Origin of the sequence: Candidatus Pelagibacter sp. Uisw_134_02 (genome assembly GCF_047720265.1) — a bacterium.
Taxonomy (GTDB): domain Bacteria; phylum Pseudomonadota; class Alphaproteobacteria; order Pelagibacterales; family Pelagibacteraceae; genus Pelagibacter.
Genome location: NZ_CP159813.1, coordinates 665,019 through 679,387, shown reverse-complemented (window position 1 = coordinate 679,387; position 14,369 = coordinate 665,019). Strand labels below are relative to the sequence as shown.

Below are 14,369 nucleotides of genomic sequence, written 5' to 3'. Positions count from 1 at the left end.
ATAGCTATTGCAATATTTCGTTTAATATCCATATTTAGATAATGGATGTTAAAATTGAACGACCCTTGTTACCATTAAGAGACATTGTTGTTTTCCCAAATATGGTCATACCATTATTTGTTGGAAGAGATAAGTCTATTGCCGCTTTGAATGAAGTGATGAAAAAAGATAAAAAAATTATTCTTGTAACACAAAAAAATTCTGAAATAGATGATCCAAAAAAAACAGATGTTTTTATGTATGGCTGTGAAGGAAATATTTTACAATTATTGAAGTTACCTGATGGTACAGTAAAAGTTTTAGTTGAAGGAAGTAAAAGAGTTAAAATTTTAAATTTTAAAGATAATGAAAAATTTATTATTACTGAATATGCACATTATCATGATGTTTTTGTTAAAGATGAAGATTTAATTCCACTAGCAATGACAGCAGTCAGAAGATTAGAAAAATTAACTTCAATTAATAAAAAGATTTCAAGTGAAACAATTAACAATATTAAAAAGTTAACTGATGCCTCGCATATTGCTGATAATATTGCGTCGCACTTGACAGCTACTATCTCCGAAAAACAACAAATTTTTGAGACAATTGATGTTAAAAAAAGACTTAATTCTATTATTAAGATCATGGAAAATGAAACCAGTATTATTGGTGTTGAAAAAAAAATAAGAGGAAGAGTTAAAACTCAGATGGAAAAAACTCAGAGAGAATATTATTTAAATGAACAACTTAAAGCTATACAGAAAGAACTAGGTGAAATTGAAGATGGAAAAGATGAAACATCGAGTTTAAATAAATCGATCTTAAAAGCTAAAATGCCAAAAGATGTAGAAAAAAAATGTATGTCTGAACTCAAAAAATTAAAAAATATGAGTCCAATGTCTGCAGAAGCAACAGTTATTAGAAACTATCTTGATTGGATGATTGACTTACCATGGTTTAAGAAAAGTGAAGTTGCCATTGATCTTAAAAAAGCATTATCAGTACTTGACGCAGACCATTTTGGTTTAGAAAAAGTAAAAGAAAGAATTATAGAATTTTTAGCAGTTCAGAAACGAATGGAAAAAATTAAGGGTCCGATCCTTTGTTTAGTAGGACCGCCTGGGGTTGGAAAAACATCTCTAGGTAAATCAATTGCAAAAGCGACGAATAGAGAATTTGTAAGAGTTTCTGTTGGTGGAATGCGTGATGAAGCAGAAATTAGAGGTCATAGAAGAACTTATATAGGTTCTTTACCAGGAAAAATTATTCAAATGATGAAGAAAGCAGGCACTAAAAACCCATTAATACTTCTTGATGAAATTGATAAAATTGGAAATGATTATAGAGGAGATCCTTCTTCTGCATTGCTCGAAGCATTGGATCCTGAACAAAATGCTACATTTAACGATCACTATCTTGAGGTAGATTATGATTTGTCCGATGTTATGTTTGTAACAACAGCTAATACATTAAATATTTTGCCACCACTTCTAGATAGAATGGAAGTTATAAGATTAGCTGGCTATACAGAAGATGAAAAAATAAGTATTGCTAATAAATATCTTTTACCAAAACAAATTAAAGATAATGGTGTTAAAGAAAAAGAAATGACTTTGTCAGCAGATATTATTAAAGAAATTATCAGAAGCTACACAAAAGAATCTGGAGTAAGAAATTTAGAAAGAGAGATTTCGAAGGTTGCAAGAAAAGTTGTTAAAAAAGTTGTAACTGGAGAAGAAAAAGAAGTTAAAATTGATCTAAAGAATTTACATGATTATTTAGGAATACAAAAATTTAAATTTGGAGAATTGGAAAGCCAACATAAAGTGGGTGTAGTTACTGGTCTAGCTTGGACAGAGTATGGTGGCGAGATTCTAAAAATTGAAACCGTTATTATGCCTGGAAAAGGTAGAATGCAAATTACTGGAAAACTAGGTGAAGTTATGCAAGAGTCAATTAAAGCTGCGAAATCTTTTATTAGATCTAAAAGTTTAGATTATGGAATTATTCCTCCTTTGTTTGAAAAAAAAGATTTTCACATTCATGTACCTGAAGGTGCAACACCTAAAGATGGACCATCAGCTGGTATTGGTATGGTTACCTCTATAGTTTCTGCAATCACAAATAATCCTGTAAAAAGAGATGTGGCTATGACGGGTGAAGTTACTCTAACTGGACAGGTCTTACCTATAGGAGGTTTGAAAGAAAAATTACTTGCGGCACATAGAGCTGGAATTAAACAAGTCTTGATACCAAAAGAAAATGAAAAAGATCTTGTAGATATGCCAAAAAAAATTATAGATGACATAAAGATTACTTCTGTTGAGCATGCTGATGAAGTTTTAAAAATTGCCCTAACAAAAGAGCTAAAGAGAGTTGAATGGGTTGAGGTAGAAAAAATTGTTAAACCAGATGACAAATCTCAAGCTAGCATTCAATAACTATTAAAATTCGAAAATTGTAATATAAAAAAAAATCTACATTTATTTTTTTAGATTGACTTTTGTTTATTTTTGAAATATTTAACAGGAGTATTGTATCTTGGTGGGGAATTAATGTGTAAATCATTAGCTGTTCCTGCAACGGTAAAGTCCGAGTGCCACCCAATATAGCCCGCTGTTGAACAATGGCCAGGAAAAGTCTAGTTCTACAATTTTAATTAACATCGGCATAAATTAACCTGTTCTATATTTATAGAATAAAAAAAAGGTATGTTGAATGATGTTAAGAGTATTTTTATTATTATATTTTATTTTATTTTCAACCGCTATTTTTTCGAAAGAAATTCCTGTAATTGTTATTTCTGCTGGAAAAAATCCTCAGTCATACAGTACTGTTGGTAGCCAAGTGACCGTTATTGACTCTGAAACTATTCAAAATTCTTCAGACTCATTTTTAACTGATCTTTTGGGTGCTGAGGTCCAAGGATTAAATATTTTCCAGTTGGGTGGAAAAGGAACAAATACCGGTATTCAATTGAGAGGCTTACCAAAACGTTACTCGACTGTTTATATAGATGGAGTAAAAATGAATGATCCTTCAGCGTCTGATAATGGATTTTATTCACAAGGTTTATTTAAAGATTCTATAGATAGAATTGAAATTTTAAAGGGAAGTCAGAGTTCACTTTATGGGAATGGTGCTGTTGGTGGAACAATCAACATTTTTACTAAAAAAGGTAAATTAGGCAAACATCAAGAGGCCATTGTAAGAGCCGGTGAAAATAATACGCAAGATGTTTTTTATTCATTTGATGGAGCAGATGAAAAACAAAATTATTATGTAGGTTTTAATTATTATTCAACTGATGGTATTTCAGCAATGAATAACGATAATACCGAAAAGGATCCTTATGAAAATAATAGTGTAACAGCGAATTATGGTTATAAAATTTCAGATAATAATACAATCGAAAATTCTTTAAGGGTCACTGATAGCTTTTTAAAATATGATAGTCCTACAAATGGACAGGATGATTTAAAACCTCAAACTGATGATATTGAGGCTCACTATAGTTTTAAATTTAAAAACATTAATAATAACTTTAAAAATACTTTTGGGTTTAGCAAATCTGGCTCAACAAGAAAAGCAACAAAGGCTACTGGTAAAGAAAATGATTTTGCAGGCTCTAAAGATATATACACTTATTTGGGTGAATATAATCTTAATCTAGATAGTAAAATAATCTATGGAACAGACGTAGAGTTTCTTAGGGCAGAATTTGATCATGAACGTGCTGGTGATAAATTTAAGCTAACATCTGGTGCAGAAATCTATTCTCAGTATATTGACTATCAGTTTAGACCTTATGAAAAAATCTATGCAACTATTGGGGGTAGAAATGACAAACATACAAGTGCAGGAGACGAACAATCATACAGAGCTACAGGAGCATATGATCTAGGTAGTAATAGTAAAATTAGATCCTCATATGGAATTGGATTTCTATTTCCGTCTTTATACGAAAGTAATGGTTACGCGTACTCAAGAACATCTTCAAACAATATAAATGCTGAAAGAACATCTAGTTTTGATATCGGTTATGAAACTTATTTTGATACTTTAGATTTAGGATTTAATATTACTTACTTTGATATTGAAATTGAAGACCCATTGATGGGTTCAAATATTGACTTCATCCAACAAAATTTTGCTGGTGGTAAAAATACAAGCAAAGGTATTGAGTTAGCCACAAATTGGACTGATAATAACAAATTAAATATTGACTTTAATTATACATATACAAAATCTTATTCAGGTATGGATTGTGATAAGCCATTAAAAGATGCGTATGGCTATACAAGTTGTCTAGATTTAAGTAATGGGCCTATAGATAGTGCAATGGTTCGTGTACCTTTACATGCCTTTGGTTCAAAAATTGATTATGAATTTAACAAAAGTTTAAATGGCTCTTTATTATTAACATATAAAGGAAGAACTAGAGACTATGGAACTAAAGATCAAAGTTATAGAGATCAGATTCTTGATGAATATTTTTTTGTAGATCTAAAAAGCTCTTACAAACTTAATAATAATTATTATGTAGATTTTTCTCTTAAGAATTTATTAGATAAAAATTATGAAAATGCAAATCTTTACACTGGTACACCTCGAACAATAAATGTTGGTTTAAATAAGTCATTTTAGTTGTATGAGTGGGGAGGTAATTAAAAATCTTAAGATATATAACTCTTGTAATCAATCATCTTGCCAGATAAAATAACTAATAATGAATTATTTAAAAATTTCACTTGGAATATTTTTAGCCCTAGCTGCTAGTAGATTTATTCCTCATCCACCAAATTTTACAAGTTTGATTGCTTTAAGTTTTTATATACCCTTAATATTTGGAAGAAAATATATAGCTGCAATTATTTTCTCATTTTTATTAACAGATTTAATTATTGGATTTCACTCTATAACATTTTTTACTTGGGGAAGTGTTATGATTATTGGTTTGATTGCAAAATTCTTTAAAAAAAGTATTTTAATGAGAATATCTGGTCCTTTGATTGGATCACTACTATTTTTTATTATATCTAATTTTGGAGTATGGATACAAGGTGTTTATGGCTATTCTATTGAAGGCTTATTAACATGCTATGTAATGGCAATCCCATTTTTTCATTATACTGTAATTTCTACTATAATATTTTCAATTATTATAGAAGTTGCTTGCAGTTATTCAACAGTAAGAGTATTTAAATCTAATATTAAATGAAGAAATTAAAAGTTTTACTTTGTGATGCAAGACACTCGACTATAGGATCTCATTCAAATTATGTTCCGATAGGAATTGGATATATTGGATCTTATATTAAAGAAGAAGTTAAAGACGTCGATATGGAACTTATTCTTTCAATTGATCCTGATGAAATTTTTGATTTATTAAAAAATTGGAAACCTGATGTTGTGGCTTGCTCGAATTATATTTGGAATGCAGAAATTTCAAATATTATTTGCATAGAAGCAAAGAAAATTGATCCTAATACTTTGTGTATATTGGGTGGTCCAGAGTTTCCAGCTGGAACAGGCCAAAGAAATATAGTGAACACAAATGCAGACCAGACTTATGATAAATGTTATGACTATCTTCTAAAGAGACCTAGTGTAGACTATTTTGCATGGAGTGATGGTGAGGTTGTTGTTTTAGAAATTATACAGCGCTTTATAGAGGCAGGTTTTTCTGTTGAAAATCTTAATAAAAATGATGAACCAATTAATGGATGCGCCAGTATTTCTTTAGATAAAAAGAAATTATTAGTCGGTAAGTATATGTTAAGAATTGGCTCAGAAGGTTCTGTAAAATCTAAGGGAAGAGATATAATTTTATCTCCATACACAACTGGTTTGTTAGATAAATTTTTAGATGGCAGTTGTATTCCTGCTTTTGAAACAGCGAGAGGATGTCCTTTCATGTGCACATTTTGTGATCAGGGCTTAGACTCTTCAAAAATTACTGCTTTTAGTTCTGAAAGATTGATGGAAGAGTTTTGGTATGTAGGTGAAAAAATGTCTAAACATGAAAATGGATCAAAAAATGTTGCTATTTTTGATTCTAATTGGGGCCTTTTTGAAAAAGATGTAGAGCTATCAAATTATGTACTCGAAGTTATGAATAAATATGATTGGCCACAATATATAGAATGCTTAACACCAAAAAGTAATAGAGAAAATTTACTTAAAATTAATGATATTTTAAAAAATAGAGTACAAGTTGGTCTGTCAATGCAATCTATGAATGCTCTAACTCTTTCAGATATAAAAAGGAAAAATTGGACAACTGAAGAATATATAGATTATGTGAGAGAAATCCAAAAAAGAGGAAAACCTGCTAATTCTGAAATGATAATTCCATTACCTGGGGAAACAAAAGAAACTTATTTTGAAGGGATAAAGTTTTTAATGGACCATCATATTCAACCAGCAACCCACACTTTAATGGTGCTTGTTGGTGCTGAATTAGGAAGAGATGCAGCTATAGAGAAATATAAAATGAAAGGTAAGTGGAGAATTTTACCAAAACAATTTGGTACGTATAATGACAATAAAGTTTTTGAAATTGAGCAGGCTTGTATTGAAACTAATACAATGAATTTTGAAGACTATTTGGAATGTAGAAATTATAGTTTTGTTTTAAGAGTATTATCAACACAAACTTTTTTACCTATTTATAAAATAACAAAAGAACTAAATATCAGTTGGTATGAAGTATCAAAAAAAGTAAGTGAGCTCATTAAAGATAAAGATTATAATGGAAAATTTAAAGATATTTTTGATAATTTTTGTATAGAATCTCATGAAGAATTATTTGAAACTAAACAAGCAGCAATAGATTTTTATTCAAAGGAAGAAAACTACCAAAAACTAATGGATGGAGATATTGGTGACAATTTGTTAGGTAAATATTCTGCATTAGCGTTATTAAATATAAATGATGTGATATCTGCAATTTTTTATGTCATTAGAAATAAACTTGATATTAAAATTACCCAAGGCTTTGATAAAATATTAGATTCTTCAGAAAAATGGTTAAAAAATATCTATATGATTGAAGACATCTTTGATGAAGGATTAAATGACGATGCAAAACAAAATATTAAGTTTGATTTTGATTTGAATTCTTGGCTTAATGAAAAAAATCAACCAATAAATGATTTTGTAAAAAATTGTGAATATGCGTTTTCTCCAAATGTAGATAAATTAAAAATTGTTAAAAGAGAGATAGATGCAATGACTACCTCAAATTCAACTCCCTCAATAGCACTTGGTAGATACTTAATGCAACAAGCAGCTAGAAGTTTTGATGTTTTCGAAAAAAATTATACTAAAATTAACTAATATAAATCTTTGGTTTGAAATAAGGCTTTCAAACTTCATATAGCAGGCTATCATTTTTCTTTGTTTAAAATTTTGAATTTAGCCATTTTTAACTAGCAATAAGTCTTGACGTTATTAACCCAAAAGATATAAAACACAATGATTTTGGTTATGGGCGGTTAGCTCAGTTGGTAGAGCATCTCGTTTACACCGAGGGGGTCAAAGGTTCGAGTCCTTTACTGCCCACCAAAACAATAAAAGTGGGGGTGTAGCTCAGTTGGTTAGAGCGATCGCCTGTCACGCGATAGGTCGAGGGTTCGAGTCCCTTCACTCCCGCCACTTTTTCCTATTTTTATGTTAATATATGTCAAATTGTGACGTAAGAGCACTACAAGAAGATATAAAAACTGCTATATAGATTTTATGCTTTCAGAATTTTTAAAAGATTATCTGCCGATCATTTTATTTTTAATTATAGCACTTGTTTTGAGTTGTTCTTTTGTTGTTCTGAATTTATTACTTTCACCAAAACATCCTGATCCTGAAAAACTATCAGCTTATGAATGTGGATTTGAACCTTTTGAAGACTCAAGAATAGAATTCGATGTTAGGTTTTATTTAGTAGCTATACTTTTTATAATTTTTGATTTGGAGATAGCTTTCCTTTTTCCCTGGGCTATTTCTCTAGGAAATATTGGTCTATTAGGTTTTTCTTCTATGATGGTTTTTTTATTTATTCTAACAATTGGTTTTATTTATGAATGGAAAAAAGGTGCATTAGATTGGGAATAGTATTTTAATTATGAACTTAGAAGAAAAAAATAAAAAAATACCAGAGGAATTTAAAAAACTTTCAGAAGATTTTAGTAAAAACGGTTTTATAACAACTTCACTTGATAATCTCATTAACTGGTCTAGAGCAGGCTCACTTCATTGGATGACCTTTGGTTTAGCTTGTTGTGCAGTGGAGATGATGCAAACTGCAATGCCAAGGTATGATTTAGAGAGGTTTGGAGCAGCTCCTCGTGGTTCACCAAGACAATCTGATGTTATGATTGTCGCTGGAACTTTAACAAATAAAATGGCTCCGGCTTTAAGAAAAGTTTATGATCAAATGCCTGAACCTAGATATGTAATATCAATGGGAAGTTGTGCTAATGGCGGAGGTTACTACCACTACTCTTATTCTGTGGTCCGAGGATGTGATAAGATAGTACCTGTAGATATTTATGTGCCTGGTTGTCCACCCTCTGCTGAAGCTTTACTTTATGGTATTATGCAACTCCAAAAAAAAATTAGAAACAAAGGGTCTTTTAATAGATAATTATTATGATTAACTTAATTGATCTTGAAAAAAAAATTAATTCTGAACTCACAACAAAGATTAAAAAAACTGAAATTAAGCACGACCAACTTTATATAAATATTGACAGTGAAGACTTGATAGATGTTACTTTATTTATTAAAAGTAATGAAAATACAAAATTTAGGCAATTAATTGATATCACTGTAGTTGATTACCCTGAAAATACCCAACGGTTTAAAGTTGTGTATTTATTTTTAAGTCACGAGTTTAATCAGCGTATAATATTAAATTATTTGATTAATGAAAATGAAGTTATTTCATCGTTAACACCTTTATACCCTGCTGCAAATTGGATGGAACGTGAAGTTTTTGATATGTACGGTGTGAAGTTTAAAGATCATCCTGATTTAAGAAGAATACTCACAGATTATGGTTTTGAAGGTCACCCTTTAAGAAAGGATTTTCCATTAACTGGACATACTGAAGTTAGGTATAGCGAAGATCAAAAAAAAGTTATTAATGAGCCAGTAAAATTAGAACAAAATTACAGAAACTTTGATTACGAAAGCCCTTGGGAAGGAACAAAATATATAAAAGATCAAACTGACAATAAAAATGACAAAAAAAATTAAAACATTAAATCTTAATTTTGGACCTCAACACCCTGCTGCTCATGGGGTGTTAAGATTAATTTTAGAATTAGATGGGGAAGTTGTAGAAAAAGCAGACCCCCATATCGGTTTATTACATCGAGGTACTGAAAAACTTATCGAAAATAAAACATATATGCAAGCCGTACCTTATTTTGACAGACTTGATTATGTTGCTCCAATGAATCAAGAACATGCATTTGCCCTAGCTATAGAAAAAATACTAAAAATTGAAGTTCCTACAAGAGCCCAGTTCATAAGAGTTATGTTTTGTGAAATTGGCAGAATATTAAGCCATATATTAAATGTTACCACACAGGCTTTAGATGTTGGTGCTTTAACACCTTCACTTTGGGGTTTTGAGGAAAGAGAAACATTAATGACTTTTTATGAAAGAGCTTCTGGTTCAAGACTTCATGCTAATTATTTTCGAGCAGGTGGGGTACATCAAGATCTTCCCACTGGTTTAGAAGATGATATTGGTAAATTTTGTGAATCTTTTCCTAAAATAATTGATGATCTTGAAACACTTCTTACAGATAATCGAATATTTAAACAAAGAAATGTTGATATTGGAATTGTAACAAAAGAAGATGCTTTAGATTACTCTTTTAGTGGTGTTATGATTAGAGGATCAGGTGTCCCTTGGGATTTAAGGAAATCACAACCGTATGAATGTTATGATCAATTAGAATTTAAAGTTCCTGTTGGAAAAAATGGAGACTGTTATGATAGATATTTATGTCGAATTGAAGAAATGAGAGAGAGTGTTTCTATAATTAAACAATGTTTAGCAAAAATGACCAAAGGTTCAATTAAATCATTAGATGGAAAAATAAGCCCTCCGCCAAAAAATGATATTAAACAATCTATGGAGGCTTTAATTCATCATTTTAAATTATTTACAGAAGGTTATCGTGTAGATAAAGATGAAATTTATACCGCTGTAGAAGCACCAAAAGGTGAGTTTGGTGTATACTTAATCTCAGATGGTTCTAGCAAACCTTATAAATGTAAAATTAGAGCTCCTGGGTTTTCTCACTTAGCTTCAATGGATTACTTAATCAAAGGTCATATGCTTGCTGATGTGCCTGCTGTATTAGGCTCATTAGACATTGTATTTGGAGAGGTGGATAGATAATGAGTTTAAGAAGACCTTCAAAAGAACAACCTGAGAACTTTGAGTTCAATCCTGATTCACTAACAGCCGCCAAAACTATAGTTGAAAAATATCCTAAAGATAAACAACAGAGTGCAGTAATGGCTTTACTTTATATAGCACAAAAACAAAATAATAATTGGATTCCATTATCAGCCATGAAGTATATTGGTAAATTTTTAGACATGCCGTACATAAAAGTTTACGAAGTTGCAACTTTTTACACCATGTATAATTTAGCTCCTGTTGGTAACCATTTTATTCAAGTCTGCACAACTACACCATGCATGATTAGAGGTGCTTATAAACTAGTTAAAGCTTGTAAAGAAAAGATATCTGAAAATGAAAATGAACTGTCAAAAGATCAGAGTTGTTCTTGGATGGAAGTTGAATGTTTGGGTGCTTGTGTTAATGCCCCTATGATGCAAATTAATGATAATTATTATGAGGACTTAGATGAAGAAAAAACATTAAAAATTTTGGATAAAATACTAAGTGGTGAAACACCTAAACCAGGATCTTATAGAGGTCGTGTAAACAATGAACCTGAAAATACAAGAAAAACACTAATGGATTTAAAAAATGCTTAAAGACGAAGATAGAATATTTCAGAATTTATATAATGATAAGGGATCAGATGTTGAGTCTTCAAAAAAAAGAGGCGATTGGATAAATACCAAAGATTTAATGAGTAAAGGCAGGGATTGGATAATAAATGAAGTTAAAGCCTCAGAACTCAGAGGTAGAGGGGGAGCTGGATTTCCAACTGGTTTAAAATGGTCTTTTGCTCCTAAAGAGCTTGGTTCAAGACCTCATTATTTAGTTATAAATGGAGATGAGTCAGAACCAGGCACCTGTAAAGACAGAGATATATTAAGATTTGAACCCCATAAATTAATTGAAGGTTGTTTAATTGCTGCATATGCTGTCCAAGCACACGTCTGTTATATTTACATAAGAGGAGAATATTTTATAGACGGTGAAAAACTTCAGGCTGCAATTGATGAAGCTTATGAAAAAAAATTAATAGGAAAAAATGCTTCAGATAGTGGTTGGGATTTAGATATTTATATTCATTATGGCGCTGGCGCATATATATGTGGTGAAGAAACAGCTTTACTTGAAAGTATAGAAGGTAAAAAAGGTCAACCTAGATTAAAACCACCATTCCCAGCGTTAATTGGTCTTTATGGATGTCCAACTATAATTAATAATGTTGAAACTATAGCAGTTGTTCCAACTATTTTAAGAAGAGGTGGAAAATGGTTCGCATCATTAGGTAAAGCAAAAAATACTGGAACAAAAATTTTCTGTATTTCTGGAAACGTTAACAACCCTTGCAATGTAGAAGAGGAAATGAGTATATCTCTTAAAGAATTAATTGAGGTGCATGCTGGTGGTGTTGTTGGTGGATGGGAGAATTTACAAGCTGTAATACCAGGAGGTTCATCAATGCCTTTAATACCACAAAAAACATGTGAAACTTTAACAATGGATTTTGATTCATTAGTAGCAGAAAAAAGTGGATTAGGAACAGCAGGCATTGTTGTTATTAATAAAGATCAAGACATAATTAAATGTATGGCAAGAATAGCTAGATTTTATAAACATGAAAGCTGTGGACAATGCACACCTTGTAGAGAAGGTTCTGGCTGGATGTGGAGAATGCTTGAAAGAATGGCAAAAGGTGAAGCATCAAGAGATGAAGTTGATATGTTAGGGGATGTTACAACACAAATTGCAGGACATACAATCTGCGCATTTGGTGAAGGTTCTTCATGGCCTGTGCAAGGATTGTTAAGACACTTTAAAAAAGAAATTGAAAATAGAAACAACCTTAACCCAACAATAAAAAAGTTAAAAGATATTCCTTATTTAGTAGATCAACACTTATTGGATAAAAAAAATGCTTAAGTTAAAAGTTAATGAAATAGATGTAGAGGTTGAAGAGGGTCTTACAGTATTACAAGCTTGTGAAAAAGCTGGAGTTGAAATTCCAAGATTTTGTTATCATGAAAAATTATCAATTGCTGGTAATTGTAGAATGTGTTTAGTTGAAATAGAAAAATCTTCTAAACCAATAGCATCATGTGCAATGCCTGCTGCAGAAGGAATGAATATTAAAACAAATACACAGTTTGTTGAAAAAGCAAGAAAAGGTGTTATGGAATTTTTACTTGCCAATCATCCATTAGATTGCCCTGTTTGTGACCAAGGGGGTGAATGTGACTTACAAGATCAATCAATGTTTTATGGAGTTGATAAGTCTAGATACAAAGAAAATAAAAGAGATGTCTCAGAGAAAAATATGGGACCTTTAATAAAAACTCAAATGACTAGATGCATACATTGTACTAGATGTGTTAGGTTTGCTACAGAGGTTGCTGGTGTGCCTGAGATTGGTGCAATTGGTAGAGGTGAGGATATGCAAATTACAACATACCTTGAGCAGTCTATGCAATCAGAACTTTCTGCCAATGTTGTAGATTTATGTCCCGTTGGTGCTTTAACGTCAAAACCGTATGTATTTGAAGCTAGACCATGGGAATTAAAAAAAACTGAGTCTATTGATGTAATGGATGCTATTGGTTCCAATATAAGAGTTGATACATATGGCTGGGAAGTAAAAAGAATATTACCAAGAATTAATGAAGATATTAACGAGGAATGGATTTCAGATAAAACAAGATATGCCTGTGATGGTTTATTAAATCAACGTTTAGATACACCCTATATAAAATATAATGGTAAGTTTGAAAAAGCATCGTGGAATGAAGTCTTTAATATAATTAAGTCAAAGTTTAAAAACACCAACAAAGAAAAGATATGTGGAATAACTGGTGATCTAGCTAATATGGAAACACTTTATCTATTTAAAGAGTTTTTTAACAAAACACTTGGCTCATATAATGTTGAATCAAGGAATGATCATATTTACTTAAATCCAGAAAAAAGAGAAAATTATTTATTTAATTCAAAAATCAATGGAATTGAAGAGGCAGATTTTATTTTTCTTATAGGTAGTAATCCTAGATACGAAGCAACTATTTTAAATGCACGAATTAGAAAAGCTTATTTGCAAAATAAGACAAAAATAATTTCTTTAAATGATGTTGGTGACCTTACTTACCCATATGATTTTTTGGATGGTGATATTGAAAATATTAAAAAAATCACTGAAAACAATCATGAGGTATCAAGCTTAATTAAAAATGCTAAAAAACCTTTAATTATTTTTGGTCAGTCTATTTTAAAAAATAAATCTGCAAAATATATTTTTGAGTCCATTAAGTCTTTTTTAAAAAATAATCATAAGACATCTAATGAGTGGAATTCTTTAAATACAATTTCAGATAACGCCTCTACAGTTGGTAGTTTTGACTTAGGATTATACAAAACAGAAGATGGTTCAAATGAAATTTTAAAAGATTTAGAAGATAATAAGTTTGAAATTGTTTATTTATTAGGTGTAGACAATCTTAAATTTGAAAAAAAAAATGAATTCATAATTTATCAAGGTACCCATGGTGACAAGGGTGCAGAAATGGCAGATATTATACTCCCAGGTGCAGCGTATACTGAGCAAAATGGTTATTTTACTAATTTAGAAGGTAAATTACAAAAAGCTTATAAGGCCTCTTACCCACCTGAAGATGCAAAAGAAGATTGGATAATAATAAATGAATTAGCTGAAGCAATGAATCATAGAAAATTATTCAATGATAAAGATGAGCTTGATAGTAGTTTGCTTAATCAGATAAATTTATTACTTGAAAAAGATATTTCAACTAAATCGACAGAAATTAAAAATTTAGATTTTGATAAAGAAATTTTAAAAATTTCTAATGATGATTATTATTATTCAAATGTTGTAGCACGAGCATCCAAAACAATGTTTGAATGTAAAAACTCTAAAATAAATTTAAAACCAACTGGTACTGAAGGTTAATAG

The 14,369-nt window shown here is 30.6% G+C and carries 11 protein-coding genes, 2 tRNA genes and 1 riboswitch; all 13 genes read left to right on the top strand.

Features of this window, described 5'->3' with window-relative positions:
• Positions 1 to 41 precede the first annotated feature (41 nt).
• The 13 genes from lon (at position 42) to nuoG (ending at position 14,366) form a co-directional block, all read left to right on the top strand.
• Complete coding sequence (gene lon, locus ABXT56_RS03765) at positions 42 to 2,423, top strand: endopeptidase La (protein ID WP_415299391.1); 2,382 nt, start codon at positions 42 to 44, stop codon at positions 2,421 to 2,423.
• A 90-nt stretch (positions 2,424 to 2,513) separates the two neighbouring features.
• A riboswitch (adenosylcobalamin-variant (AdoCbl-variant) riboswitch) is annotated at positions 2,514 to 2,642 on the top strand.
• A 61-nt stretch (positions 2,643 to 2,703) separates the two neighbouring features.
• On the top strand, positions 2,704 to 4,629 hold the full coding sequence (locus ABXT56_RS03760; RefSeq protein ID WP_415299390.1) for a TonB-dependent receptor plug domain-containing protein: 1,926 nt from the start codon (positions 2,704 to 2,706) through the stop codon (positions 4,627 to 4,629).
• A gap of 82 nt (positions 4,630 to 4,711) precedes the next feature.
• Entirely contained in the window at positions 4,712 to 5,203 is a 492-nt protein-coding gene (locus tag ABXT56_RS03755; protein WP_415299389.1) for a DUF6580 family putative transport protein, read from the top strand.
• Entirely contained in the window at positions 5,200 to 7,323 is a 2,124-nt protein-coding gene (locus ABXT56_RS03750) for a B12-binding domain-containing radical SAM protein (RefSeq protein ID WP_415299388.1), read from the top strand. The genes ABXT56_RS03755 and ABXT56_RS03750 overlap by 4 nt, the downstream gene beginning before the upstream one ends.
• A gap of 152 nt (positions 7,324 to 7,475) precedes the next feature.
• Positions 7,476 to 7,551, top strand: a tRNA-Val gene (locus tag ABXT56_RS03745).
• A 13-nt stretch (positions 7,552 to 7,564) separates the two neighbouring features.
• Positions 7,565 to 7,641: transfer RNA gene (locus tag ABXT56_RS03740), tRNA-Asp, on the top strand.
• Between the two features lie 84 nt (positions 7,642 to 7,725).
• Positions 7,726 to 8,094, top strand: coding sequence for an NADH-quinone oxidoreductase subunit A (locus ABXT56_RS03735; RefSeq protein WP_415299387.1), 369 nt, complete (start codon positions 7,726 to 7,728; stop codon positions 8,092 to 8,094).
• A 10-nt stretch (positions 8,095 to 8,104) separates the two neighbouring features.
• A complete protein-coding gene (locus tag ABXT56_RS03730; protein WP_415299385.1) occupies positions 8,105 to 8,626 on the top strand; it encodes a NuoB/complex I 20 kDa subunit family protein in 522 nt (173 codons plus the stop codon).
• A 5-nt stretch (positions 8,627 to 8,631) separates the two neighbouring features.
• On the top strand, positions 8,632 to 9,240 hold the full coding sequence (locus ABXT56_RS03725; RefSeq protein WP_415299383.1) for an NADH-quinone oxidoreductase subunit C: 609 nt from the start codon (positions 8,632 to 8,634) through the stop codon (positions 9,238 to 9,240).
• Complete coding sequence (locus ABXT56_RS03720) at positions 9,224 to 10,399, top strand: NADH-quinone oxidoreductase subunit D (protein WP_415299381.1); 1,176 nt, start codon at positions 9,224 to 9,226, stop codon at positions 10,397 to 10,399. Before ABXT56_RS03725 ends, ABXT56_RS03720 begins: the two co-directional genes overlap by 17 nt.
• Positions 10,399 to 11,007 carry an NADH-quinone oxidoreductase subunit NuoE gene (nuoE, locus tag ABXT56_RS03715; RefSeq protein WP_415299380.1) on the top strand — a complete coding sequence of 203 codons (609 nt, stop codon included), beginning with the start codon at positions 10,399 to 10,401 and terminating at the stop codon, positions 11,005 to 11,007. The genes ABXT56_RS03720 and nuoE overlap by 1 nt, the downstream gene beginning before the upstream one ends.
• The gene (nuoF, locus tag ABXT56_RS03710) at positions 11,000 to 12,331 is read left to right on the top strand and encodes an NADH-quinone oxidoreductase subunit NuoF (protein WP_415299378.1); all 1,332 of its coding nucleotides are present in this window, start codon (positions 11,000 to 11,002) and stop codon (positions 12,329 to 12,331) included. The genes nuoE and nuoF overlap by 8 nt, the downstream gene beginning before the upstream one ends.
• On the top strand, positions 12,324 to 14,366 hold the full coding sequence (nuoG, locus tag ABXT56_RS03705) for an NADH-quinone oxidoreductase subunit NuoG (RefSeq protein ID WP_415299376.1): 2,043 nt from the start codon (positions 12,324 to 12,326) through the stop codon (positions 14,364 to 14,366). The genes nuoF and nuoG overlap by 8 nt, the downstream gene beginning before the upstream one ends.
• Positions 14,367 to 14,369 lie beyond the last annotated feature (3 nt).

Excerpts from the sequence above, each read along its gene's own strand:
- ABXT56_RS03760 (WP_415299390.1), top strand. The coding sequence starts at position 2,704 with ATGTTAAGAGTATTTTTATTATTATATTTTATTTTATTTTCAACCGCT.
- ABXT56_RS03730 (WP_415299385.1), top strand. The coding sequence starts at position 8,105 with ATGAACTTAGAAGAAAAAAATAAAAAAATACCAGAGGAATTTAAAAAA.
- lon (WP_415299391.1), top strand. The coding sequence starts at position 42 with ATGGATGTTAAAATTGAACGACCCTTGTTACCATTAAGAGACATTGTT.
- nuoE (WP_415299380.1), top strand. The coding sequence starts at position 10,399 with ATGAGTTTAAGAAGACCTTCAAAAGAACAACCTGAGAACTTTGAGTTC.
- ABXT56_RS03725 (WP_415299383.1), top strand. The coding sequence starts at position 8,632 with ATGATTAACTTAATTGATCTTGAAAAAAAAATTAATTCTGAACTCACA.
- ABXT56_RS03720 (WP_415299381.1), top strand. The coding sequence starts at position 9,224 with ATGACAAAAAAAATTAAAACATTAAATCTTAATTTTGGACCTCAACAC.
- nuoF (WP_415299378.1), top strand. The coding sequence starts at position 11,000 with ATGCTTAAAGACGAAGATAGAATATTTCAGAATTTATATAATGATAAG.
- ABXT56_RS03755 (WP_415299389.1), top strand. The coding sequence starts at position 4,712 with ATGAATTATTTAAAAATTTCACTTGGAATATTTTTAGCCCTAGCTGCT.
- nuoG (WP_415299376.1), top strand. The coding sequence starts at position 12,324 with ATGCTTAAGTTAAAAGTTAATGAAATAGATGTAGAGGTTGAAGAGGGT.
- ABXT56_RS03735 (WP_415299387.1), top strand. The coding sequence starts at position 7,726 with ATGCTTTCAGAATTTTTAAAAGATTATCTGCCGATCATTTTATTTTTA.
- ABXT56_RS03750 (WP_415299388.1), top strand. The coding sequence starts at position 5,200 with ATGAAGAAATTAAAAGTTTTACTTTGTGATGCAAGACACTCGACTATA.